Origin of the sequence: Azospirillum melinis, assembly GCF_013340935.1 — a bacterium.
Lineage (GTDB): Bacteria > Pseudomonadota > Alphaproteobacteria > Azospirillales > Azospirillaceae > Azospirillum > Azospirillum melinis.
Map to the genome: position 1 here is coordinate 1 of NZ_WHOS01000069.1, position 21014 is coordinate 21014.

Genomic DNA, 21014 nt, shown 5'->3' on the forward strand with positions numbered 1-21014 from the left:
GCCATGGGCGAAGTTGATGACGTTCAACATGCCGAAGATCACCGCCAGCCCAAGGCTGAGCAGCGCATAGAAGGAACCATTGATGAGTCCGAGCAGAAGCTGCCCGAACAGCACTTGGGGCGGAACTCCCAGCAGGCTGACCATGTCCGCGTCTCTCCCGGTTCGTGGTTGTTGTTTTTTGTTTTGGATTGGATGGTCGTCGGTTGCCGTCCTCCAATCCCGCCCAATGGGCGGGATTGGAGGACGGCTTAACCCCTTATTTCACCAGCGGGCAGCCGCTCTGCTTGGGGTCCATGAAGGCAGTGTCAGCCGGGATGGTCTTGACGATTTTGTAGTAGTCCCAGGCCCCCTTCGACTCGGCCGGGGTCTTCACCTGGGCCAGATACATGTCGTGGAACATACGGCCGTTGGCGGCAATCTTGCCCTTCTTGGCGAACATGTCCTCGACCGGCAGTTCGCGCATCTTCGCCGACACCTTGTCGGCGTCGTCGGTCTTCGCCGCCTCGACCGCCTTGAGATAGTGCTTCACCGCCGAATAAACGCCGGCCTGCACCATGGTCGGCTTCTTGCCGGCCTTCGCCTCGAACTTTTTCGACCACTCGCGGGTCTGCTCGTCCGCATCCCAATAGAAGCCGGTGGTCAGCATCAGCCCCTGCGCCGATTGCAGGCCCAGCGCATTCACGTCGGAGATGAACATCAGCAGGCCGGCCAGGCTCTGGCCCGACTGGGTGATGCCGAACTCCGCGGCCTGCTTGACCGCGTTGACCGTGTCGCCGCCGGCATTCGCCAGCCCGATGACGTCGGCGCCCGAACCTTGCGCCTGCAACAGGAAGGACGAGAAGTCCGACGTGCCGAGCGGATGGCGAACCGAGCCGGAGATGGTACCGCCAAGCGACTTCACCATCTTGGTGGTCTCCTCCTCCAGCGACTGGCCGAAGGCATAGTCGGCGGTCACGAAGAACCACTTCTTCTTGCCCTGCTCATACAGGGCGCGGCCGGTTCCGGCAGCCATGGCGTAGTTGTCGTAGGTCCACTGGAAGCCGTAGGGGCTGCACTGCGCACCGCTGAGCGCGGTGGCGCCGGGACCGGACATCAGGAAGATGCGCTTCTTGTCCTTGGTGATGCCCTGCACCGCCAGGGCGGCGGCGGAGTTCGGCACGTCGGCGATGACGTCGACGCCACCGGTATCCACCCATTCGCGCGCCTTGGAGGCAGCAATGTCGGCCTTGTTCTGGTGATCGGCGACGACGATCTCGACGGGCGCGCCGGCGACCTTGTTGCCGAACTCCTCCGCCGCCATCCGCGCGGCGATGGCGGAGCCCTCGCCGGCCAGATCGGCGTAGATGCCGGAACGGTCGTTCAGCACGCCGATGCGGATGACGTTGTCCGACACCTGGGCGGAAGCCGGAACGACAGTCCCGGCGAGCGTCAGCAGGGCGGTGCCGGCGAGAAGAAGCGTGCGCATCGGAAGGTCTCTCCCTCTTGGTTTTTGTTGTCGGCCGGGTCCCGTCGTGGGTCCCTCTGCCGTGATCGGGCACGGATCCGGCGGTTCGCCGCCCCGGCCCTGGAAGAGGGGCGGAGCGGCGTCGGTGCCGGTGATGTCGGGGGCTGGAGCGCCTACACGCCGAGATAGGTGTGCAGCTTGTCCATGTTGGCGTGGAGCTGGTCGTTGGGGATCATGTCCACCACATGGCCCTCCTCCATCACGTAATGGCGGTCGGCGATGGTGGCGGCGAAGCGGAAGTTCTGCTCGACCAGCACGATGGTGAAGCCGCGCTGCTTCAAGGCCCGCACCGCCACGCCGATCTGCTCGATGATCACCGGGGCCAGCCCCTCGGTCGGCTCGTCCAGCAGGATCAGGGTGGCGCCGGTGCGCAGGATGCGGGCGATGGCCAGCATCTGCTGCTCGCCGCCCGACAGCCGGGTGCCCTGGGTCGAGCCGCGACCCTTCAGGTTGGGGAACAGCTCGTGGATCTGCGGGACCGTCATCCCGCCCTCCTTCACCACCGGCGGCAGCGTCAGGTTCTCGTCCACGCTGAGCGAGGAGAAGATGCCGCGCTCCTCCGGCACATAGCCGATGCCCAGTCGCGGGATCCTGTGCTGGGCCATGCCGATCAGCTCGGTGCCCTGGAAGCGGATCGAGCCGGTGCGCTTGCCCATGATCCCCATGATGGCGCGCATGGTCGAGGTCTTGCCGGCGCCGTTGCGGCCCAGCAGCGTCACCACCTCGCCCTGGCGCACCTCCAGGCTGACGCCGTGCAGCACATGGCTCTCGCCGTAGAAGCCGTGCAGGTCGGCGATCTCCAGCATCGCTGTCCCCGTTTGGGCAGTCTTCGTCTGCATCCCGTCAGGCATGTCCGGTCCCCCCCGTGCCCATATAAGCTTCCATCACCTGCGGGTTCCTGGAGACGACCTCGTACGGCCCCTCCGCCAGGATCTCGCCGCGGCGGAGCACGGTGATGGTGTCCGACAGGTGGGCGACGACCGACAGATTGTGCTCCACCATCAGCACGGTGCGGTCGGCGGCGACGCGCTTGATCAGGGCGGCGGTGCCCTCGATGTCCTCATGGCCCATGCCGGCCAGCGGCTCGTCGAGCAGCATCACCTCCGGGTCGAGCGCGAGCGTGGTGGCGATCTCCAGCGCGCGCTTGCGGCCATAGGGCAGCTCGGCGGCGGTGTGACCGGCCCAGGGAGTGAGGTTGACCGCCTCGATCAACTCCAGCGCCCGCTCGTGCAGGTCGTGGAGCGACGATTCGGACTTCCAGAAATGGAAGCTGGTGCCAAGCGGCCGCTGGAGCGCGACGCGGACATTCTCCAGCACGCTCAAGTGCGGGAAGACGGCCGAGATCTGGAAGGAGCGGACCAGCCCCTTGCATGCGATGTCGGCCGGCTTGGTGCGGGTGATGTCACGGCCCTTGTAGAGGATCTGGCCGCGGGTGGGGATCAGGAACTTGGTCAGCAGGTTGAACACCGTGCTCTTGCCGGCGCCGTTCGGGCCGATCAGCGCGTGGATGGTGCCGCGGCGAACCTGAAGGTTCACGTCGCGAACCGCGACGAAGCCGCCGAACTCCTTCGAAAGTCCCCGGGCCTCCAGGATGATGGTGCCATTCATGGTCGCGTTCTGGCGTCCTTCTGTTGCTGGCGGTGGGCCATGGCAATCGGGCCATGACAATCCCGATGGCGGCACTCGATGACCTGTGTCGCGACGGCCGTCCGGCATCCGCCTCTGGCGACCGTCGCTCCGCTTATTTCTGGCTGCTCGCGGTACCGACCAGCGGGCAATCGCTCTGGCTCAGCGGCAGGTAGGCCTCGCTCGCGGGGATCGTTGCGACCACCTTGTAATATTCCCAGGGGCCCTTCACCTCGGCCGGCTCCTTGACCTGGACAAGATAAAAATCATGAATGAGCTTGTTGTCCGTACGCAGCCTCGCCCCGCGTGCAAAGAAATCGTCCACCGGCATCGACCTCATTTTTTCCATGACGGCATCGGTCGAATCCGTGCCGGCCGCCGCGACGGACTTCAGGTAATGCAGCACGGCGGAATAGACCGCCGCCTGGGGAGCTGTCGGCATGCGGCTGCGGACCTGATAGAACCGCCGACCGAACGCCCTGGTCTCGTCGTTCAGGTCCCAGTACCAGGCGGTGACCGTCGTCAGGCCCTTTGCGATCTCCGGCCCCATGCTGTGCACGTCGGTCAGGAACATGAGTTCCGCAACCACCTTCTGCGAACTCTTGTCCATTCCGAACTCGTTCCACTGCTTCATCGCGGCGACGAGCTGGTCGCCGGCATTCGCGAAGGCAACGACTTTTGCCTGCGAACTGCTTGCCTGAAGAATGAAGGAACTGTATTCGACGGTACCGAGCGGATGGAAGATCGCACCGGCCGATTTTCCGCCGACCTCGGACAATATCCGCTGGGACTCCGACACCATGTTCCGGCCGAAGGCGTAGTCGGCCGCCACGAAGAACCAGCTGTCCTGGCCTTCGGAAACGAGCCTGCGGATCGGGGCGGCGACCAGATTGTAGTTGTCGTGGAGCCAGGCGATGCCGGTCGGCGAACACTGCTTGCCGCTGATCTCGGTCGTTCCGACCGCCGAATAGATGACGATCTTGTTCTTGTCGCGGGCGACCGACTGGATCGCCAGAGCGACGGCGGAGTTTCCGACATCGGCGATCATGTCGACGCCGTCGACGTCGATCCACCGGCGCACGACCTGGGACCCGATGTCGGCCTTGTTCTGATGGTCGGCTATGACAAGTTCGACCTTCAGGTCAGGCTTCAATTTTTGAAAGTCCTCGATCGCCAGCTTGGCGGCGACGACAGAGCCGGGCCCCGCTATGTCGGACAAGGCTCCCGATTGATCGTTGATGATGCCGATTTTCACCACGCCGTCCGAGATTTCGGCCGCCGAAACGGTCGCCGCCGAAACGGTCGTCATGATTGCCACGGCCGACAGCGCGGCAGCGGCCGTCGTCGATTTCCGGATGGCGGACCGGTACCAGGGCTTGATGAAGCGGCTTCGATGATGGTGCATGTTTCTCGTCGTCCCTGCGCTGGTCGGTCATTGCGATTGCTGTGACGCGATGGATTTTTCCGCCCGGCCACGTCCGTGCCCCTGATCTCCTTGCGAGCCGGCTATTCCGACGCTCACCGAAAAGATGGCATGGCTCACCCTGGTGCCCGGCCCGGTATTCGGCCTTCAAAGGCGAAGAATCCGTGCAAGCTCCCTGTTCTGGTTACGGCACCGCCGACCATGGAGGTCCGGCCGAATGCCTGCCAGATTATGTTAACTTTCTTACTCTGGCCGGGCGTGCAGTCGCCCGCCATCCTCCCAAGGGAGGATGGCGGGCGGCCCCGTGCCTCGTTCGGCACCGGACACCGTCACCGGGTCGGCGGGGGGGCCTTGGCTTCGCGGGCAGCGCGGCGGAGCGATTGCGGTGCTTGGCCGTACGCGCGGATGAAGGCACGGCGCATCCGTTCGGGATCGCCGAAGCCGGTGATCTGGGCCACGCGCTCGATCATCTCGCTGGAGGACTCGATCCACGCCCGTGCAACTTCGATCCGCAGCTTCTCGATCGCCTTCGACGGGGTCATACCGGTCTCGGCAATGAAGGTGCGGGCGAAATGCCGGGAACTCATGCCGACGCGTTCGGCAAGATCCTCCACGGTCAGGGCTTGGTCGAGATGCTCGCGCGCCCAGGACAGCAGCGCGTCGAAACGGCCGTTCGGGGCCTTCAGTTCGAGAAGAGGCGAGAACTGTGTCTGCCTGCCGCTGCGGCGGTGATAGAGCACGAGCTGGCGTGCGGTTTTCTGCGCGACCGCGTCGCCATGATCCTCGGCGACCAGCGCAAGCGCAAGGTCGATCCCGGCGGTGATGCCGGCGGAGGTCCACACTCCGCCGTCGTGGGTGAATATCTTGTCCGGTTCGAGCTTCACCTCGGGATAGCGTGCCATGAAATCCTGCGTGCGGCACCAGTGGGTGGTGGCGCGCCGGCCTTCGAGCAGCCCGGCTTCGGCCAGGACATAGGCGCCGGAACAGACGCTGGCGATCCGCACCCCCCGGCTTGCGAGCCGCCGTACAAAGGCGACCGTCGTCCTGCACGCCGCCGCCGCAGCGACGCCCTCTCCTCCGGCGACGATCAAGGTCGTGACCGGTTTGGCCGACCGCAGCCCGTATGCGAATGTCTCGACGCCCGAAGAACTCCGCACCGGCCCCGCCTCAACGGCGTACATCCGGATCGCCGGTGCCGTGCCGGCAAAGCGTCCGGCGATCTCGAACACGGATATCGGCCCCGCGGCGTCCAGCAGCTGGAAGTCCGGATAGATCAGAACTCCGATCATGCGTCCGTCCGAAAAGGAGGGAATTACGCCGTTTCTGACCCGATGCCATCATGGCAGATTTCTGTCGTCAAGCCGAATATTTGGAGCCAAGCGATGGCAACACCGTTGCAAATCGGACTAATGGTCTTCCCCCAGGTCACACAACTCGACCTCACGGGTCCATTACAGGTCTTTTCCAGTGTGCCGGGCGCCGAAGTCCACTTGATCTGGAAAAACATGGAGCCGGTGCCGAGCGATTCCGTCCTTGCGATGACGCCGACCGTGACGTTTGCCGACTGCCCGCAACTCGACGTCATCTGCGTACCGGGTGGATATGGCACCGACGGCCTTCTCGGCGACGACGAGGTGCTCGGCTTCCTCCGCAAGCAGGCGGAGGGCGCCCGGTACATCACCTCGGTCTGCACCGGATCGCTGGTGCTCGGGGCGGCTGGCCTGTTGAAGGGCTATCGCGCGACCACCCATTGGAGCGCGGTCGAGGCGCTTCCGCTGTTCGGGGCGACGCTGTCGCGCGAACGGGTCTGCATCGACCGCAACCGCATCACCGGCGGCGGCGTCACCGCCGGAATCGATTTCGCGCTGACTTTGGTGGCGACCCTCGTCGACCGTGCGACCGCGGAGATGGTGCAGTTGCGCCTGGAATACAATCCCGCCCCGCCGTTCGACGCGGGCTCGCCGGACACCGCGCCGGCGGAGGTTCTCGCAGCGATGAGCGAAAGGATCGCACCGTTCCGGGCGCGCCGGATGGAGGCGGTCCGGCAGGCCGCCGCGCGGATGTCCTGATCCCCGCACGGCCATCGCGCGGACAGGACTCTCTCCGCCGGCCCCAGCCGGCGGAGCCGCGGCGGCCGTTTCGGAAAACACGATCCCGACCTCTACGGAACGAGGGCGAAATGCTGTGTCATGGAGATGCGCAAGGCTCCACCGTTTCCCACCACGGCCTTCTGGCCTCCTGGGCGGAGACGTCGGCGGACCTTGTCGACGCGATCGAAGATCCGGTGTTCCCGAGCATCTTCTCCCGCTCCCTCGCCACATTGATCTCCTTCGAGGAATGCACCCAGCTCCTGTACGACGGCGACCGGCGGCAGGTTCTGGTCGGCCGCGACGGCCGGGACCGTTCGGGAACCGGCTTCGAACACCGGGACGGCGGTACGGCGCGGCATCCATTTGATCGGATGTACCGCGCCGGCGTGAGATCGGGTGTCCACCTGCTGCGCGAGCCCTCGCGCGAGCCGGCCGGGAAGCTCGGATATCCAGCCAGGGAATGCCGGGCTGACGGTATGCCGGACGGCGGCGAAGAGCTGTGCATCGCCCTGCCGATGTCCGGCGAGGCCTGCACCTTGATGGTGCTGACGCGCAGGCGCAGCGGACGGCAATTCACGGACGAAGAGGCCGGACGGGTGAGAAGCGTCCTCCCCTTCCTGACCTCGGTGTTCCGCCGCCATTGGCACCGTGCCGGTCTGCCGGCCGACGGCCGGAGCGACACCATCGAGCACAGGCTGCTGCAAAGGATCGAGCGGCTGAGCCCGCGCGAGAAGGAGATCGTCGGTCTGCTGATCGGCGGCCACTCGACCCTGTCAATCAGCCTCCGATTGGATATTTCCGGAACGACGGTGAAGACCCACCGCAAGAATCTGTACTCGAAGCTGGGGGTCGGGACAATACACGAGCTGTTCAGTCTTTATGGGAACTCCCTGAAAGAGTGTATGGCGCGCAGCTGATGATACGGGTTCTTGCAATTTTAAAATAATCGTTCCGTTCCTGCGATGGACGGGGTGCCGCGGGAGCCGACGGTCTGCCGGCCGCAGGCGCATGGATCGGGGAGTGACGGGACCTTGTCGAACGACGCATACGATCTGGTGATCCACGGGGGCCGTGTCATCGATCCCGAAAGCGGACGGGACGAGATCGCCGATGTCGCCATCAGGTCGGGGACCATCGCCGCGGTCGGTGCGATCCCGGCGGCGTCCGGCGAAAAGACCCTCGACGCCTCGGGGAAGGTCGTGTGCCCCGGCTTCGTGGACATCCATGCGCATGGCCAGTCGGTCGCCGCGGATTGGATGCAGGCGTTCGACGGCGTGACCACCGCGCTGGAACTGGAGGTCGGGGTCCTGCCGGTGGCGGCCTGGTACGACCGGCAGCGGGCCGAAGGGCGTGCCCTGAACCACGGGGTATCGGTCGGCTGGATCTTCGCACGCAAGGCCGTCAAGGCCGGCATCGCCCCGGATCCGGACCTGCACCCGATGGAAATGATGGGCCAGGGCGCCGACGATGAGGGTGGATGGTCGAGCGCGGTGGCGTCCGCCGACGAGATCGCCCGAATCCAGGACATTCTGTCGGCCGGCCTGCGCGAGGGCGGCATCGGCATCGGAATCCCGCACGGTTATGCGCCGGGAGCGGGCGTCAAGGAGATGACGGCGGTCTGCGGAATCGCGGCACAGGCCGGCGTCCCGACCTTCACCCATATCCCCTTCATGTCGAACACCGATCCGCAGAGTTCGGAAGAAGCCTATGTCCGGCTGATCGGCTACGCCGCCGCAACCGGCGCCCACATGCATGTCTGCCACCTGAACTCCACCTCGCTGCACGACATCGGCCGGTGCCGGGAGCTGCTTCTGAACGCGCAGGGAAAGGGATTGCCGATCACCGTCGAAGCCTATCCCTACGGTACCGGCTCGACGGTCGTTTCCGCCGCCTTCTTCGCCGATCCGGAATTCCCGAAGCGGACCGGCTCCTCCTACGGCAGCATCGAGCTGATCCACAACCGGCACCAGATGCGCGACCGGGACGACCTGCTCGGCGCCCGGCGGGCCGATCCGGGGGCGCTGGTCGCCTGGCATTTCCTGGATCTGGAGCGTGACGACGCCCATCGGGACCTGCTCGACCTGTCCGTCCTGTATCCGGGCGGCGCAATCGCATCCGACGCGATGCCCTGGGTCGAACCGGACGGGTCGCTCTACCGCGGCGCGGACTGGCCGCTGCCGCGGCGTCTGTCGTCCCATCCCAGATCGGCCGGCACCTTCAGCAGGTTTCTCGGCGACTACCACCGCAAGCGCGGGAAGATCGGCCTGACGGAGGCTATCGAAAAATGCACCATCATCCCGTCGCGGATCATCGAAGGATGCGTTCCGCAGATGCGCTGGAAGGCCAGGCTGCAGGAGGGCTGCGATGCCGACATCGCCGTCTTCGATCCCGAGACCGTCGCCGAACGCGCCAGCTTCGCCGACATGACCGCGCATGCGGCCGGGATGGACGCCGTGCTGGTGGGAGGTACGCCCGTCATCCTCGACGGGACGCTGGACACGCAGGCGCGGCCGGGCCGCGCGGTGAGAGGAGGGAGGCGGAACGATGACTCATGACGCCGTCGCCGGTCCCGTACCGGTGATGCTCGTCACCGGCGTGCTGGGGTCGGGGAAGACCACGCTGATCAACCGCATCCTGCACGTCAGCGGCGGGCGGAGCTTCGCCGCAATCGTGAACGACTTCGGCGCGGTCAACATCGACGAGGCGATACTGTCGGCCTCGGGCCGTCCGGTCATCGGCCTGAAGAACGGCTGCATCTGCTGCTCGCTCCAGGGGGATCTGCTGCGGACGCTGCGCACCGTCCTGTCCCACGGAACCCGTATCGACGGGATCGTGATCGAGGCGAGCGGAGTATCCGATCCGCGCGGCATCGCCGAGGCGCTGTTCGACCCGATCCTCCAGGGCGCGGTCAGGCTCGATTCCGTGGTGACGGTCGTCGATGCGGAAGAGCATGACGTCTCCGACGGCCTGTGGCGAGCCCAACTGGATGCCGCCGACTTCGTCGTCCTGTCCAAGGCGGACCGCATCGCCGACAAGGAGGTGCTCGGCATCAGGGCATTGTTGGGCGCCATGGGGAAGAAGACCGTGTTCGTCACCCGGGAGGATGCCGACATCCCGGTCGACGTTCTTTTCGGCAGCCCACCGGAGCGGGCGGACGGTCCGGAGGGGGCGCGCCCTCCGCGCTTCGCCGACGACCGGTTCGCGCATCTCGAATGGTCGTCGGAAACCCCGGTCTCCTTCCCCGCCTTCCAGGGCGCGGTCCAGACATTCGCCGCGCAGCTGGCGCGCGGCAAAGGCTTCCTGTCGTTCCGCGAACGGCCGGGGGAGCGGTTCCTGTTCCAGCTCGTCGGCACACGGGCGAGCCTGTCGCCGTCGATGTCGGCGCAACCGGGCCCCGGCGCCCAGCTGGTCTTCATCGGCAGGGAGGAGCAGTTCGACATCGAGCGGGCGAAGGCAGCCCTCGACGCGATCAGGCTCACCTGAGCAGGGTGCCCGGCCATGAGCGGGCGGGCTCGGACACCCCGCAAGGCCAGCGCGGCGACAACGGAAACACGGAACGGAAGGCGCAGAATGGCGCAGGTCGCGATACTGGGAGCGGGCATGGTCGGCATCTGCACGGCCCTTGCCCTGCAGGAACGGGGACATGACTGCGTGGTCGTCGACCGGCGGCCGCCGGGATCGGAGACCAGTTACGGCAACGCCGGCATCATCCAGGCCGAGGTGGTCGAACCCTATGCCCTGCCGGCGAATCCGCTGGCGATGCTCCGGATGGCGCTCGGCTGGAAGAATGCGGTCGCGCTTCACTGGCCTTCGCTGCCGCGCCAGCTTCCGGCGCTGTATTCCTATTGGCGGTCGTCGTCTGGAACCACGCTGGGCAAGGTCATTCCGCTGTGGCACCGGCTGATCCTGGAGGCGGTGCCGCGGCACGACGCCCTGATCAAGGCAGCGGGAGCCGGTGACCTCATCCGGACGCGTGGCTACTGGGAGCTTCACGCGACCGGCGCCGGACTGGCCGCGGCCCTGCTCGACGCGGAACGGCGCAAGCGCCGATACGGCATCGACTTCGAGGCGGCGGATTCGGGCATGCTCGCGCGTGCGGAGCCCACGCTGCGCACCGCATTGCCCGGCGCCATCCACTGGACGGCGCCCTGGACCTGCGTGGCACCCGGGGAGCTGGTCACCGCTTATGCCGACCTCTTCCGGACACGGGGCGGCAGGATCGTCCAGGCGGACGCAGCCCCGCTGGCTCAGTCCGGCCGCGGCTGGCGCGTCGCCGGTGAAGCGGTGGAGCATGCCGTCGTCGCGCTCGGCCCCTGGTCGCCGACGTTGCTGAAGGGGCTGGGGTATCGGGTGCCGATGGTGCGCAAGCGCGGCTACCATCTCCATTATGGCTGCGACGACGGCCCCAGCCGACCGATGCTTCTGGCCGACCATTCGGTCGTCCTTTCCCCCATGCGCGCCGGGTTGCGGATCGCCACGGCGGCGGAGCTGTCCGTGGGGTCGCCGCCAGCGGCCTATCCCGGGCAGCTGGCGCGGGGAGAGGCGGCCGCAAGATCGCTGTTCCGGTTCGGCAAGGCGGTGGAGGACTCTGCGTGGTCGGGGACGCGGCCTTGCCTTCCCGGCATGCTGCCGCTGGTCTGCAAGGCGCCGCGGCATGCCGGGCTGTGGTTCCACTTCGGCCACGGGCATCAGGGCTTCACCCTCGGCCCGGTGACCGCCGAGCGCCTCGCACGCGCCTTCGACGGCGACATCGGGGCTGTCGAGGGCCTTGACGGCGGACTGTCGTAGAGAGCGGCAGGAGGCAGTGGCAGGGCGGGAGCGGCGGCTGTGACGGCATTCTCACCGAATGCCGCCGCTCTCGTTTGCCGGCCACCGGTTTCCGCCCGTGATCGTCCGGTAGGCGATCCGGCTCCATCTCCGGTTCACACTGAGTTACCGGGATGTCGAGCTCACGCGGTCGCATTCACGAGATGGTCCGATACGGTCGAGATGAACGCACGAAGACGCTGAAGACGCCTCAGGTCCCGGTGATATCCCATCCAGATGTCTCGCGCCGGCGGCGGCGTCGGCAGTTCCAGTCTGCGGATACCCGGGATTTGATTGCCGACCACGCGGGGCAGGACGGCGATGCCGACGCCTTGCCTGCACATGCGCCCCTGGACGTTGCGGTTGTTCGACCGCAGGACCGGTCTCGCGTTGGGGAAACTCTCGATGAGCCACGCAATGTCGGGGAAATGGCCGGTGGACGTGTCGTGGGTGATCAGCCGGAAGCCGGTCCCATCGCCATATTTCGGCTCCTGCGCCTCCTCCGCGATGTAAACGCCATACTCAAGGCGGAAGAGCCGTCGCTGAACAACGTCGGCAGTGTCGAACGGAACGATACGAAAAGCGACGTCGGCCTCCCGCTGGGCGAGGTTGAACAGGCGCGTCCCGGTCAGGATCTCGATGTCGACGTTGGGGTGGGCTTTCGAGAAATCCGCCAGGATGGGGGGCAGGACATAGGCCCCGAACCAGTCCGCGGATGAAATGCGCAGATTGCCCTTGAGATTCTGCTCCTGCCCCGCAAGCCGGCGCTCCATCGCCAGCGCGCTTTCTTCCATCTGCTCCGCCAGCGCGATGATCCCGTGGCCCTCTTCGGTCAGAACAAGACCGTCCGCGGTTCGCTGGAAGAGCGTGTGGCCGATCGCCTGCTCAAGTGCACGGAGGCGCCGGCCGACGGTCGGATGGCTTGTCTGGAGAGACCGCGCGGCGGCCCCGAGCGTGCCGGATCGCGCGATGGCGAGAAAGACCCTGACATCACTCCATTCCATCGCGCCCACCCACACAAAAATGAACGCCGAGAGTACAGTTATGTCACTTACGGAACAAATCTAAATGCCTAGATTGCTCTCATCGTCTGGACAAAGGCCCTGCTGCGGATCCGCCAGACCCATGCGGGCCGCCGCCTGGGCGAAGGAACAGTGACCCTGGCTGCGGGACCCAAGGAAAGCTCGTCCGGACTGAACAGAGAGGATTTCCCTGTGGGGTCGCGGAACGCGGCGGCCCGCCCCGATACTCGCATATGAGGACTTCGACGATGATCACGATGCTGGTGACCTATGCGGGCGATGAGAAAACGCCATTCGACCGCGACCACTGGATCAACCTGCACCTCCCGCTCTTCCGGGAAAGCTGGGGACGTTATGGGCTGGTCAGCGCCGGAGGGTTCTTCCCGCAAGGCGATGGTGCCGGGCTGATCGCGGTCGGAATCGTCAACTTCCGCGACGAAGCCGCCATGGAGGCGGCGCTCAGGTCGCCGGAAACCGCCCAGGTCATGGCTGACGTCGACATCGTCACCGCCGTCAAACCGCAACGCAACATCGTGAAGCCGCTCTGAGCGGCACGGGGGTGCCTGTCGATTGCGGGGGGCCGCTGATCTCTTCAGGTCTGCGCCCCGGCCGGCGTCACCGTGATCGGCGGTGTCTTCTACGCACTCGGCAGGGCGTGCGCCGATGCTGGCCAATCTGCCGGCGCAGGTCTCGGCCTCGCGATCGCCCGGCAGCCTGCGTCCGGTCCCGCGCACAGCCCTCATCCGAACAACAGGAGAAAGACCATGCAGATCGGATTCATCGGTCTCGGCAATATGGGCTCGGCAATGGCCCTGAACCTCGTGAAGGCAGGCCATGACGTGCGGGCCTGGAACCGCAGCAAGGTCGCACAGGAAAGCATTCCCGGGGTAAAGCTGGTCAAGCGCGCGGCGGATGCATTCCAGGCTGACGCAGTCTTCACGATGCTGTCCGACGACCCTGCCATTCGGGAGGTGATCCTCGATGCCGGCCTGCTGGCAAGTGCGCAACCAGGGCTGACCCATGTCGTCACCTCGACGATATCGGTCGCTTTCGCTCGGGAACTGGAGCTGCTGCACGAAGAGGCAGGCCTTGGCTACGTGTCCGCACCGGTCCTCGGGCGACCGAACGTAGCGGCGAGTGGCCAGCTCAACATCCTGGCGGCCGGGAAGGCCGATGCAGTTGCAGCGGTCGAGCCGCTGCTCGCTTCACTCGGCAAAAAGGTTTGGAAGTTGGGGGAGAACCCCGCTCGGGCGAATACGGCGAAGCTGGCCTGCAATATGATGATCGCCATGGCCATCGAGGCCATGGCCGAGGGTGTCGTGCTGACCGAGAGCGTCGGCCTCGACCGTGCGGATTTCTTCGAGCTCATCCTGGGCACCCTTTTCTCGGGTCGCGCCTATGAGAGCTACAGCGCGCAGATCACGGAACGGTCGTTCGAGCCGGGTTTCAAAGCCGAGCTCGCGCTCAAGGACATGCGTCTCGCGACCGAGGCCGTCAACGAGATCGGACGCACGCTCCCGATGCTCGAAGCTGTCCGCGAGGGGCTCGGCAAAGCTGTCTCGGCGGGCTTCGGGAAGAAGGATTGGTCGATCATGGCCGACATGACGGTTCGCGGCGGCGACAGCCTGGCACCGTCTGAAGGCAACACGGAGAGGACATGATGAAGACTTGGCTCATCACCGGCCGCTCAAGCGGCTTCGGACGGCGCCTCGCGCTCGCCGCGGCACAACGCGCCGATCAGCCCTGACGCTCGCCGCGAGCTCTGTTTGAACGTCAACACCGACTGGAAAGCGATCATGATCGCAACTTTGGAGGGGTTTACCCAGCAGTTGGTGCCGGTGAACGGCATCAGGATCAACGCTGTCACGGGGGGCTCGGGCCCGCCGATCCTTCTGCTTCACGGCTGGCCGGAAACATGGTGGGAATGGCACAAGGTGATGCCGCTGCTGGCCGGGCATTTCAGCGTGGTGGCGATGGATCTGCGCGGCGCAGGCTTTTCCGACTGCCCGCTCGACGGTTATGACAAGGCGACGATGGCGCGCGACGCGCACGAGGTCATGATCGCCCTTGGGCATGACCGCTACGCCGTGTGCGGACATGACATCGGCGGAATGGTCGCCTTGCCGCAGGCCGCCATCTACCGGGAGGCTGTCACCCACCTGGCCGTCCTGGACGTGCCGCTTCCCGGCTGGACCGGATGGGAGGCGACGACGTCGAGGCTCTGGCACTTCAGCTTCCATATGAACCGGGATCTGCCCGAGCGCCTGATCCATGGCCGTGAATATGACTATGTTTCGACCTTCATGGCAGAGCGGTTCTACGATCACGGCACCTTCAATCCGGCGGACATCGAGATCTACGCGAAGGCGATGGCTCTTCCCGGCCGCACGCGCGGCGGCATGGAATGGTATCGCACCCTCGCCGCCGATCATGCGGCTGCTCTTGAGTACAAGAAGAACCCCCTCGGGATACCGGTGCTCGGTCTGGGTGGGGACCAGCGGTTCGGTGCGCAGATGGTGCCGATGCTGAAGGAGTTCGCCGGCAATGTGACAGGTGGCTCGATCGCGCGGTGCAGCCACTATGTCGCGGATGAGCGGCCCAATGAAGTCGCGGCCGCCCTGGTCGATTTCCTCAAGGCCAGCTGAAACTCTGCGCCCGGGCCGTCGCGGGCCGGGCGGATCGACAAAATCAAGGAGACTGTCATGACTGCACCCCTCATTCGCGGCGTCAATCACATCGGCATCACGGTGCCCGACATCGAAGCGGCAAAATCCTTCCTGGTGGAAGCCTTTGGCGGTCAGGTGATCTACCAATCCTTCGGACCGCAGGATCCACCGCGGCAGGGACCCGAATTCGAGCGGGCCGTCGGCGCTTTCCCCGGAACGGTCGTGCGTGCGCAGGCGATGGTCAAGATCGGAACCGGACCCGATATCGAGCTCTTCGAAATGCACGGCCCCGAGCAAGCCCAGCCGATCCGGGCGAGCGACTTCGGCATCACGCACTTCGCTCTCTATACCGACGACATCGACGCATCGGTCGAGCGCTTCGAGAAGGCCGGAGGTACCCCCCTCACCGCGCCGCGCGCAATTCCCTATGCAACCGAGAAAGGCCCTGGAAACAAGGTGTGCTACTGCCGCATGCCCTGGGGCACGACGATGGAATTCATCACCACGCCGGACCGTATGGCCTACCATGACCAGACCGACCTGCGCAGGTGGCAGGACGAGGACTGAGCAGGGCGCGAAGTCGATGACACCTGCTGGCCCCATTATCATCGCAGTGCAATGCGATCCGCGCGGAACGGCTCCAGGTCAACGACCGGATCGTCGCCGACAATCGACTCCGCGATCAGACGACCGGTAATCGCTCCAAGCGTCAATCCTTGGTGGCCGTGCCCAAAGGCGAGCCACAGGTTCCGATGCCGTGGAGCGGGGCCGATGATCGGAAGCATGTCCGGCAGGCAGGGCCGGATGCCCATCCATGGCCGGGAATCCAACGCTTCTCCCAACGGGACGAGGCGCCGCGCATGCCGCAGAGCCCTGTCGATCTGAACCGGTGTCGGCTCGGCGTCGCGTCGGGCAAACTCGGCACCGGTGGTCAGGCGCACACCCTGGCGCATCGGAGCGAGGACATATCCCCGCTCGGCATCGAGGATCGGTCGCCCAAGCTGCGCCCCGGCCTGCAATCGATAATGCATGTGATAGCCGCGCTTGCCCGCAAGTGGAAAGCGATAGCCCAGCCTCGCCGTCACCTGATCGGACCAGGCGCCCAGGGCGACGACGGCGGCACCCGCCTGGACCGCACCGTCCTGCGTTTCGACCGACCAGCCGCCAGTGACCTGCCGGAGCGAGCCGGCGTTCCCGGTCAGAAACAGTCCGCCAAGCCGCTCCGTCGCGATCCGGTAGGAATCCACAAGCTGGCCGGGGTCCGTCACCGTGAGCGGCTCGGGATAGTGAAGTCCGCCCAACACCCCTGGGTCGATGTCCGGTTCCAGCGACGCGAGCCGGGTCCGGTCGAGCGGTTTCGCCTGGACATCGAAAAGGCGCTGCAATTCCTCGGCCTGCTGCAGTTCCGCGTCCTGCCGGCGGGAGGTTCTGAAGATCTTCAGCCAGCCGGTCGGGCGCAGCAGATGCCCGGCCTCGGCAATGCCGGCCAGATGGCGGGTCTCCTCCAGGCAGCGGGCGATCAGGCTGTGATAGTCCCTTGCGATCCGCGCGTGCCGGAGCGGATGTGAGTGATGCCAGTAGCGCCGCAGGAACGGAGCGAGCCCAGGCAGGGCGTTCGCATGGTAATGGACGTCGCTCCCCCGGTTGCCGGCGACGCGCAGAAGCGTCGCCATGTCGCGGGGGAATGCATAGGGAAAGATCGCCTCGCGTTGAATGAGACCGGCATTGCCATAGGACGCCTCCCGCCCGGCCGCACCCCGCCGGTCCACCAGCGCGACGGACCGTCCGCGCATCTGCAGGTGCAAGGCGGTTGCGGCACCGACGACGCCGGCACCGACGACGAGGACATCGACTTTCTTCACGACGGACGCTCCGCGGCTGCGTCGAATGGCCATTTCGGCCGCCTGATCTTCCGGAAGGGCAGCGTCGTGATATCCCGGGTGACGACGCCCGGGGCATCGACCATGACGATCCGCGAGGCGATTGCCGCGAAAGCCGAGCGGAAGTGCTGCGACGACTTGACGACCACGATCCGCCGGTCCGCCGGGTCGCAGCCGAGCTGGGTAAACAGGTCGAGGCCGAAGGCTTGGCAGCGGAAGCTCGTCAGCACAACGTCGATGCCGTCGCAGGCGACCAGCGCGCAGTCGCCGAGCTTCGCGGGCGTGCCGGCAAGCCCCGTCATCGTCATGTCGCGCTTGAGCGCCTTCACCTCCCAGATCCCGTCCACCGGATCGCCCGACAGCGGACCGATCTTGCCGCCGATGCGCAGCGGAATCCTCGCGCCGGCACCGGCGTCGAAGGCGATGCGGACGGCGACCATGTCCCAGAGGGGGCCGAGGCAGACATTTCCGACGCCCCTCTGCATCAGCCGCCGGAGGATGAAGGTGGAATCGCTCGGAGCACCGCCGCCGGCATTGTCGCTGCCGTCGCCCAGCACCACCGGACCGGGCGTGGCGAGGGCCAGATCGATGGCCTGATCGATTGTCGGCATGGGGCTGGCAAGCCGGTCCCGCAGCGCGAACAGGTCCTTGGCCAGGGCGTCGGCGACGGATGCGGCGCGGGTGCCGTCGCGATCCTCATCGGCGTCGCCGTAGATGAGGATCTTGGTGCCCATATCGGCCGTATCGCCCCATGCGAAGCCGTGGACAATCGAGATCGAGACGATCCCGTCCCGGCCCTCCATGGCCTTCACCCGGTCGACGAAACCGCGGGCAGGCTCCTGGGTGGTGTGGAGCAGACCGATCATGCCGGTGTCGGCGACGGCCGGGTGCAGACGCAGACGCCCCTCGGCCAGTTCCGCGCAGCGCTCCACCAGTTCCAGCGCACGCTCCGCGATGTCCGTGTGGGGATATTCCTTCCAGCAGATCAGCAGATCGGCGTTGCCGACCATCGCATCGCTCAGATGGGTGTGGGGATCGAGCGTGGCCCCGACGACGGCGTCCGGCCCGGTCATCGTCCGGATCCGGGTGAGCAGATCGCCTTCGCAATCGTCATAGCCATCCGCCGCCATCGCGCCATGCAGCCCGATCAGAACCATGTCGACCGGCAGGGCCGCCCGAAGGTCGTCGAGCAGCGTATTGCGCAACTGTTCATAGGCGGCCTTCGTCACCAGCCCGTTGGGGACGGCAGCCGCGACCAGACCTTCGGACAGGTGCCAGCCGCGCTCGCGCCCCAGCTTGCGGGCAGCCCACAATGGGCCGCTGTGCATCTGCATTGCATCGGGATGCTGTCCGGCGGGAAAGAACGCCCGCTCGTGGAAGCTCGATACACCGGTCGGCATCGGACCGAAGGTGTTGGTCTCCGTCGCCAGGGAACCGGAGAAGACGCGCAGTGGCTTCATCGTTTTTCCAGGGATGGATGGTTTTCTCAAGGGATGGATCGAAATGGAGGGGCCGGCCGATCAGGCGGGAACGGCCTGCCGCCGCCGCAGCAGGATCAGCACCACGCCGCCGGCCGCCAGCGCCAAGGCGATTGCCGCGAGCCCGCCTTGCAGGGACCCGGTCGCGTCGCGGATCGTGCCGATCACCGTCGGACTGATGAAGCCGCCAAGCAGTCCGATGCTGTTGATGAGCGCGATGCCGCCCGCCGCCGCCGTGCCGCGGAGCAGATCCGCCGGAATCGTCCAGAAGACCGTATAGGCCGAATAGATGGCGGCCGTTGCCACGACCAGGGCGGCAAGCGACACCGGCACATTGCCGAGCGCTGCACCGGTAGCCGCCAGACCCGCCGCACCGATGAAACAGCCTGCAATGCTGTAGCCATAGCGGTCGCCGCTGCGATCGGAGCGACGGGCGACCAGTTGCATGGTCGCCACGGCAACCACATAAGGCAGCGCCGAGAGAAGCCCGATTGTGAACGTCTCGGAGATGCCTCCGGACCGCAGAAGCGTAGGCAGCCAGAAGCTGACGGCGTAAAGCCCTGCGATCATGCAGAAATAGGAGAATGCCAGAGCATAGATGCGCGGGTCGCGCAGCGCCCGGGAAAAGCCGTCGTGCCGTTGTCCGCCGGATTCCTCCGCAAGGTCAGCCCTGATCAGGGCGCGCTCGGCCTCGGTGAGCCACGGAGCCTGTTCGGGACCGTCGCACAGCACCAGGAACAGCAAGACGCCGAGGGCGACGCAGGGAAGTCCCTCGACAAGGAACAGCCATTGCCACCCCGCGAGCCCCAGCGCTCCGTTCAGCCCGGCCATGATCGCGGTGGACAGCGGACCGCCGACGACCCCGGCGACCGGGCTCGCCAGGAGCACCGTCGCCATCACCTGTCCACGATGAGTCCGCCCGTACCACAGGGTCAGGTAATAGAGCAGGCCCGGTCCGAAGCCGGCTTCGAAAATGCCGAGCAGGAAGCGCAGGATGTAGAAGGTCCGCTCGTCATGGACAAAGATCATCGCGGCCGAGGCCAGCCCCCACAGCACCATGATCCGGCTCATCGTCCGTCGCGCTCCGATCCGGGCGAGCAGGAGGTTGCTTGGAACCTCGAACAGCACGTAGCCGAGAAAGAAGATGCCGGCGCCGAACCCGTATGCCGCTTCCGAAAAGCCCAGATCGCTCTGCATCTGCAGCTTGGCGAAGCTGATATTGACGCGGTCCAGATAGGCCAGCCCATAGGACAGGATCAGCAGCGGCAGGATCCGCATGCCCACCTTTTTAAAGATACGCGCCTTCTCCCGGTCGGTCGCCGCCGGATCCATCGATCCGGCGATTGTGCTCACGTGCGCGTTCAAGAAGACCTCCTGTCGGGTACCTATTGTTCTTGCAACCAGCATTCCTCTGCCAGCTGTTGCCAACAATGATAAAATACGCTGTGATACGTTGCGATTGAGGCAACGAAAGTCAGTGCCGATGCCGCTCGGACCCAGCAGCCGTCAACTGTCCTACTTCATGGAGGTTCTGAGGGCGGGATCGGTCCGCGGTGCGGCCGACGCCTGCAACGTGGAGCCGTCCGTCGTCAGCCGACAGGTCGCCGCCCTGGAAGCCGATCTGGGGGTGAGCCTGCTGGAGCGGCGCGGCCGCGGCGTGGTCCCGACGGAAGCGGCCGAGCTCGTCCTTGCCTATTGCCGGGATCGCGTCGCCGGCAACGATACGCTGCGAACCCAGCTCTTGGAAATTGAGGGTTTGAAGCGCGGCCGCCTTCACCTGATGGTGGGCGACGGGTTCGTAGACACCGTCATGAGGCTGGTGGTCGGGCGCTTCTGCGGCGAGTTTCCAGGGGTCGAGGTCACCGTCGAGGTCGGGGGCACCAGCGAGACGGTGCGGGCGCTTGCCGAGGATCGCTGCGATCTGGGATTGGCCCTGTCGCCGCCGACAAGTTCGGCCATTCATGTCGTCAGCCAGCGCGCCCACCCGATCTGTGCCCTCATGGCCCCCGACCATCCCTGCTCCAGGATCGAGGCGCCGCTGACCCTTGCCCTGCTTCAGAAATACCCGTTGGCTCTGGCAGCTCCGGGGACTGGGCTGCGTACGCTGATCCAGTCGGCAGCGGACGACGAGTGCGTCGAGTTGCGGCCGAGTTTCGTTTCCAACACCGTCATGCCGATGAAGCATTATGCCGAGGCGGGTCTGGGGTTGACCTTCCTTTCTGCACAGGCGGCGGCAACGGAGTTGGCGGACGGCCGTCTGATCGCCCGCCCAATTGCCAACTCCATTCTGCAAAGCAGTCGGGTACAACTGATCGTCCGCGACCGACCACGGCTGTCTCCCGCATTGACGCGACTCATCCGGACCTTCGACGAGTCACAATATTTCAGCGCGGCGAACGATCCCCAGCCATCGGACGGCAGATGACCGACACTGTCGTTTCGTCCGCCGTATCGGCGGAAAACAGAGTCCGCCGGATCTCGCGTCAATTCCGGCGAGGGAGCGCAAGGCGGACAGCCGG

General features: G+C 65.8%; 19 protein-coding genes and 1 pseudogene. 10 read left to right on the forward strand and 10 right to left on the reverse strand.

What is annotated here, in order from left to right; all coding sequences use genetic code 11:
- The 6 genes and pseudogenes from GBZ48_RS36530 to GBZ48_RS30825 form a co-directional block, all read right to left on the reverse strand.
- A pseudogene (locus GBZ48_RS36530) lies at nucleotides 1-144 on the reverse strand (branched-chain amino acid ABC transporter permease); the annotation flags it as partial.
- Between the two features lie 112 nt (nucleotides 145-256).
- Nucleotides 257-1465, reverse strand: a complete 1209-nt coding sequence (locus tag GBZ48_RS30805) for an ABC transporter substrate-binding protein (protein WP_174474501.1) — start codon at nucleotides 1463-1465, stop codon at nucleotides 257-259.
- 152 nt (nucleotides 1466-1617) lie between these two features.
- Nucleotides 1618-2355, reverse strand: coding sequence for an ABC transporter ATP-binding protein (locus GBZ48_RS30810; protein ID WP_174474502.1), 738 nt, complete (start codon nucleotides 2353-2355; stop codon nucleotides 1618-1620).
- Nucleotides 2348-3112, reverse strand: coding sequence for an ABC transporter ATP-binding protein (locus GBZ48_RS30815; RefSeq protein ID WP_174474503.1), 765 nt, complete (start codon nucleotides 3110-3112; stop codon nucleotides 2348-2350). The genes GBZ48_RS30810 and GBZ48_RS30815 overlap by 8 nt, the downstream gene beginning before the upstream one ends.
- A gap of 133 nt (nucleotides 3113-3245) precedes the next feature.
- Nucleotides 3246-4535: an ABC transporter substrate-binding protein gene (locus GBZ48_RS30820; RefSeq protein ID WP_209798462.1), complete on the reverse strand. Its 1290-nt coding sequence runs from the start codon at nucleotides 4533-4535 to the stop codon at nucleotides 3246-3248.
- Nucleotides 4536-4882: 347 nt separating this feature from the next.
- Nucleotides 4883-5842 (reverse strand): GlxA family transcriptional regulator, encoded by a 960-nt coding sequence (locus GBZ48_RS30825; protein WP_174474504.1) that lies wholly within the window; start codon nucleotides 5840-5842, stop codon nucleotides 4883-4885.
- Nucleotides 5843-5935: 93 nt separating this feature from the next.
- Here GBZ48_RS30825 and GBZ48_RS30830 point away from each other — a divergent pair, with 93 nt between their 5' ends.
- From GBZ48_RS30830 to GBZ48_RS30850, 5 genes are all read left to right on the forward strand, one after another.
- Nucleotides 5936-6622, forward strand: coding sequence for a DJ-1/PfpI family protein (locus tag GBZ48_RS30830; RefSeq protein ID WP_174474505.1), 687 nt, complete (start codon nucleotides 5936-5938; stop codon nucleotides 6620-6622).
- A gap of 251 nt (nucleotides 6623-6873) precedes the next feature.
- Complete coding sequence (locus GBZ48_RS30835) at nucleotides 6874-7560, forward strand: helix-turn-helix transcriptional regulator (protein WP_209798461.1); 687 nt, start codon at nucleotides 6874-6876, stop codon at nucleotides 7558-7560.
- A gap of 114 nt (nucleotides 7561-7674) precedes the next feature.
- Nucleotides 7675-9198: an amidohydrolase family protein gene (locus GBZ48_RS30840; protein ID WP_246307576.1), complete on the forward strand. Its 1524-nt coding sequence runs from the start codon at nucleotides 7675-7677 to the stop codon at nucleotides 9196-9198.
- Nucleotides 9188-10126, forward strand: a complete 939-nt coding sequence (locus GBZ48_RS30845) for a CobW family GTP-binding protein (RefSeq protein WP_174474507.1) — start codon at nucleotides 9188-9190, stop codon at nucleotides 10124-10126. The genes GBZ48_RS30840 and GBZ48_RS30845 overlap by 11 nt, the downstream gene beginning before the upstream one ends.
- An 87-nt stretch (nucleotides 10127-10213) precedes the next feature.
- The gene (locus tag GBZ48_RS30850) at nucleotides 10214-11431 is read left to right on the forward strand and encodes an NAD(P)/FAD-dependent oxidoreductase (protein ID WP_174474508.1); all 1218 of its coding nucleotides are present in this window, start codon (nucleotides 10214-10216) and stop codon (nucleotides 11429-11431) included.
- Nucleotides 11432-11592: 161 nt separating this feature from the next.
- Here the strand turns inward: GBZ48_RS30850 and GBZ48_RS30855 are convergent, their stop codons facing one another.
- Nucleotides 11593-12453, reverse strand: coding sequence for a LysR family transcriptional regulator (locus GBZ48_RS30855; RefSeq protein WP_109490791.1), 861 nt, complete (start codon nucleotides 12451-12453; stop codon nucleotides 11593-11595).
- Nucleotides 12454-12719: 266 nt separating this feature from the next.
- Between GBZ48_RS30855 and GBZ48_RS30860 the strand changes: the two genes are divergently transcribed.
- The 4 genes from GBZ48_RS30860 (at nucleotide 12720) to GBZ48_RS30875 (ending at nucleotide 15704) form a co-directional block, all read left to right on the forward strand.
- Nucleotides 12720-13019 (forward strand): EthD family reductase, encoded by a 300-nt coding sequence (locus GBZ48_RS30860; RefSeq protein ID WP_174474509.1) that lies wholly within the window; start codon nucleotides 12720-12722, stop codon nucleotides 13017-13019.
- Between the two features lie 216 nt (nucleotides 13020-13235).
- Nucleotides 13236-14132, forward strand: a complete 897-nt coding sequence (locus tag GBZ48_RS30865; protein WP_174474510.1) for an NAD(P)-dependent oxidoreductase — start codon at nucleotides 13236-13238, stop codon at nucleotides 14130-14132.
- A gap of 105 nt (nucleotides 14133-14237) precedes the next feature.
- Nucleotides 14238-15116, forward strand: a complete 879-nt coding sequence (locus GBZ48_RS30870) for an alpha/beta fold hydrolase (RefSeq protein ID WP_246307577.1) — start codon at nucleotides 14238-14240, stop codon at nucleotides 15114-15116.
- Nucleotides 15117-15173: 57 nt separating this feature from the next.
- Nucleotides 15174-15704, forward strand: a complete 531-nt coding sequence (locus GBZ48_RS30875; protein WP_174474511.1) for a VOC family protein — start codon at nucleotides 15174-15176, stop codon at nucleotides 15702-15704.
- Nucleotides 15705-15742: 38 nt separating this feature from the next.
- Here GBZ48_RS30875 and GBZ48_RS30880 read toward each other — a convergent pair whose 3' ends face one another.
- From GBZ48_RS30880 to GBZ48_RS30890, 3 genes are read right to left on the reverse strand one after another with little or no spacing between them, the layout of a single operon-like run.
- A complete protein-coding gene (locus GBZ48_RS30880; RefSeq protein WP_343049735.1) occupies nucleotides 15743-16999 on the reverse strand; it encodes an NAD(P)/FAD-dependent oxidoreductase in 1257 nt (418 codons plus the stop codon).
- Nucleotides 16996-18477 (reverse strand): M81 family metallopeptidase, encoded by a 1482-nt coding sequence (locus tag GBZ48_RS30885; RefSeq protein ID WP_209798460.1) that lies wholly within the window; start codon nucleotides 18475-18477, stop codon nucleotides 16996-16998. Before GBZ48_RS30885 ends, GBZ48_RS30880 begins: the two co-directional genes overlap by 4 nt.
- Before the next feature lie 60 nt (nucleotides 18478-18537).
- Nucleotides 18538-19860 carry an MFS transporter gene (locus tag GBZ48_RS30890; RefSeq protein ID WP_209798459.1) on the reverse strand — a complete coding sequence of 441 codons (1323 nt, stop codon included), beginning with the start codon at nucleotides 19858-19860 and terminating at the stop codon, nucleotides 18538-18540.
- Nucleotides 19861-19978: 118 nt separating this feature from the next.
- Here GBZ48_RS30890 and GBZ48_RS30895 point away from each other — a divergent pair, with 118 nt between their 5' ends.
- Complete coding sequence (locus tag GBZ48_RS30895; protein WP_246307580.1) at nucleotides 19979-20920, forward strand: LysR family transcriptional regulator; 942 nt, start codon at nucleotides 19979-19981, stop codon at nucleotides 20918-20920.
- Nucleotides 20921-21014 lie beyond the last annotated feature (94 nt).

Coding starts and splice junctions, on each gene's coding strand:
- GBZ48_RS30805 (WP_174474501.1), bottom strand. CDS start 1,465: ATGCGCACGCTTCTTCTCGCCGGCACCGCCCTGCTGACGCTCGCCGGG.
- GBZ48_RS30810 (WP_174474502.1), bottom strand. CDS start 2,355: ATGCCTGACGGGATGCAGACGAAGACTGCCCAAACGGGGACAGCGATG.
- GBZ48_RS30815 (WP_174474503.1), bottom strand. CDS start 3,112: ATGAATGGCACCATCATCCTGGAGGCCCGGGGACTTTCGAAGGAGTTC.
- GBZ48_RS30820 (WP_209798462.1), bottom strand. CDS start 4,535: ATGCACCATCATCGAAGCCGCTTCATCAAGCCCTGGTACCGGTCCGCC.
- GBZ48_RS30825 (WP_174474504.1), bottom strand. CDS start 5,842: ATGATCGGAGTTCTGATCTATCCGGACTTCCAGCTGCTGGACGCCGCG.
- GBZ48_RS30830 (WP_174474505.1), top strand. CDS start 5,936: ATGGCAACACCGTTGCAAATCGGACTAATGGTCTTCCCCCAGGTCACA.
- GBZ48_RS30845 (WP_174474507.1), top strand. CDS start 9,188: ATGACTCATGACGCCGTCGCCGGTCCCGTACCGGTGATGCTCGTCACC.
- GBZ48_RS30850 (WP_174474508.1), top strand. CDS start 10,214: ATGGCGCAGGTCGCGATACTGGGAGCGGGCATGGTCGGCATCTGCACG.
- GBZ48_RS30855 (WP_109490791.1), bottom strand. CDS start 12,453: ATGGAATGGAGTGATGTCAGGGTCTTTCTCGCCATCGCGCGATCCGGC.
- GBZ48_RS30860 (WP_174474509.1), top strand. CDS start 12,720: ATGATCACGATGCTGGTGACCTATGCGGGCGATGAGAAAACGCCATTC.
- GBZ48_RS30865 (WP_174474510.1), top strand. CDS start 13,236: ATGCAGATCGGATTCATCGGTCTCGGCAATATGGGCTCGGCAATGGCC.
- GBZ48_RS30875 (WP_174474511.1), top strand. CDS start 15,174: ATGACTGCACCCCTCATTCGCGGCGTCAATCACATCGGCATCACGGTG.
- GBZ48_RS30885 (WP_209798460.1), bottom strand. CDS start 18,477: ATGAAGCCACTGCGCGTCTTCTCCGGTTCCCTGGCGACGGAGACCAAC.
- GBZ48_RS30895 (WP_246307580.1), top strand. CDS start 19,979: ATGCCGCTCGGACCCAGCAGCCGTCAACTGTCCTACTTCATGGAGGTT.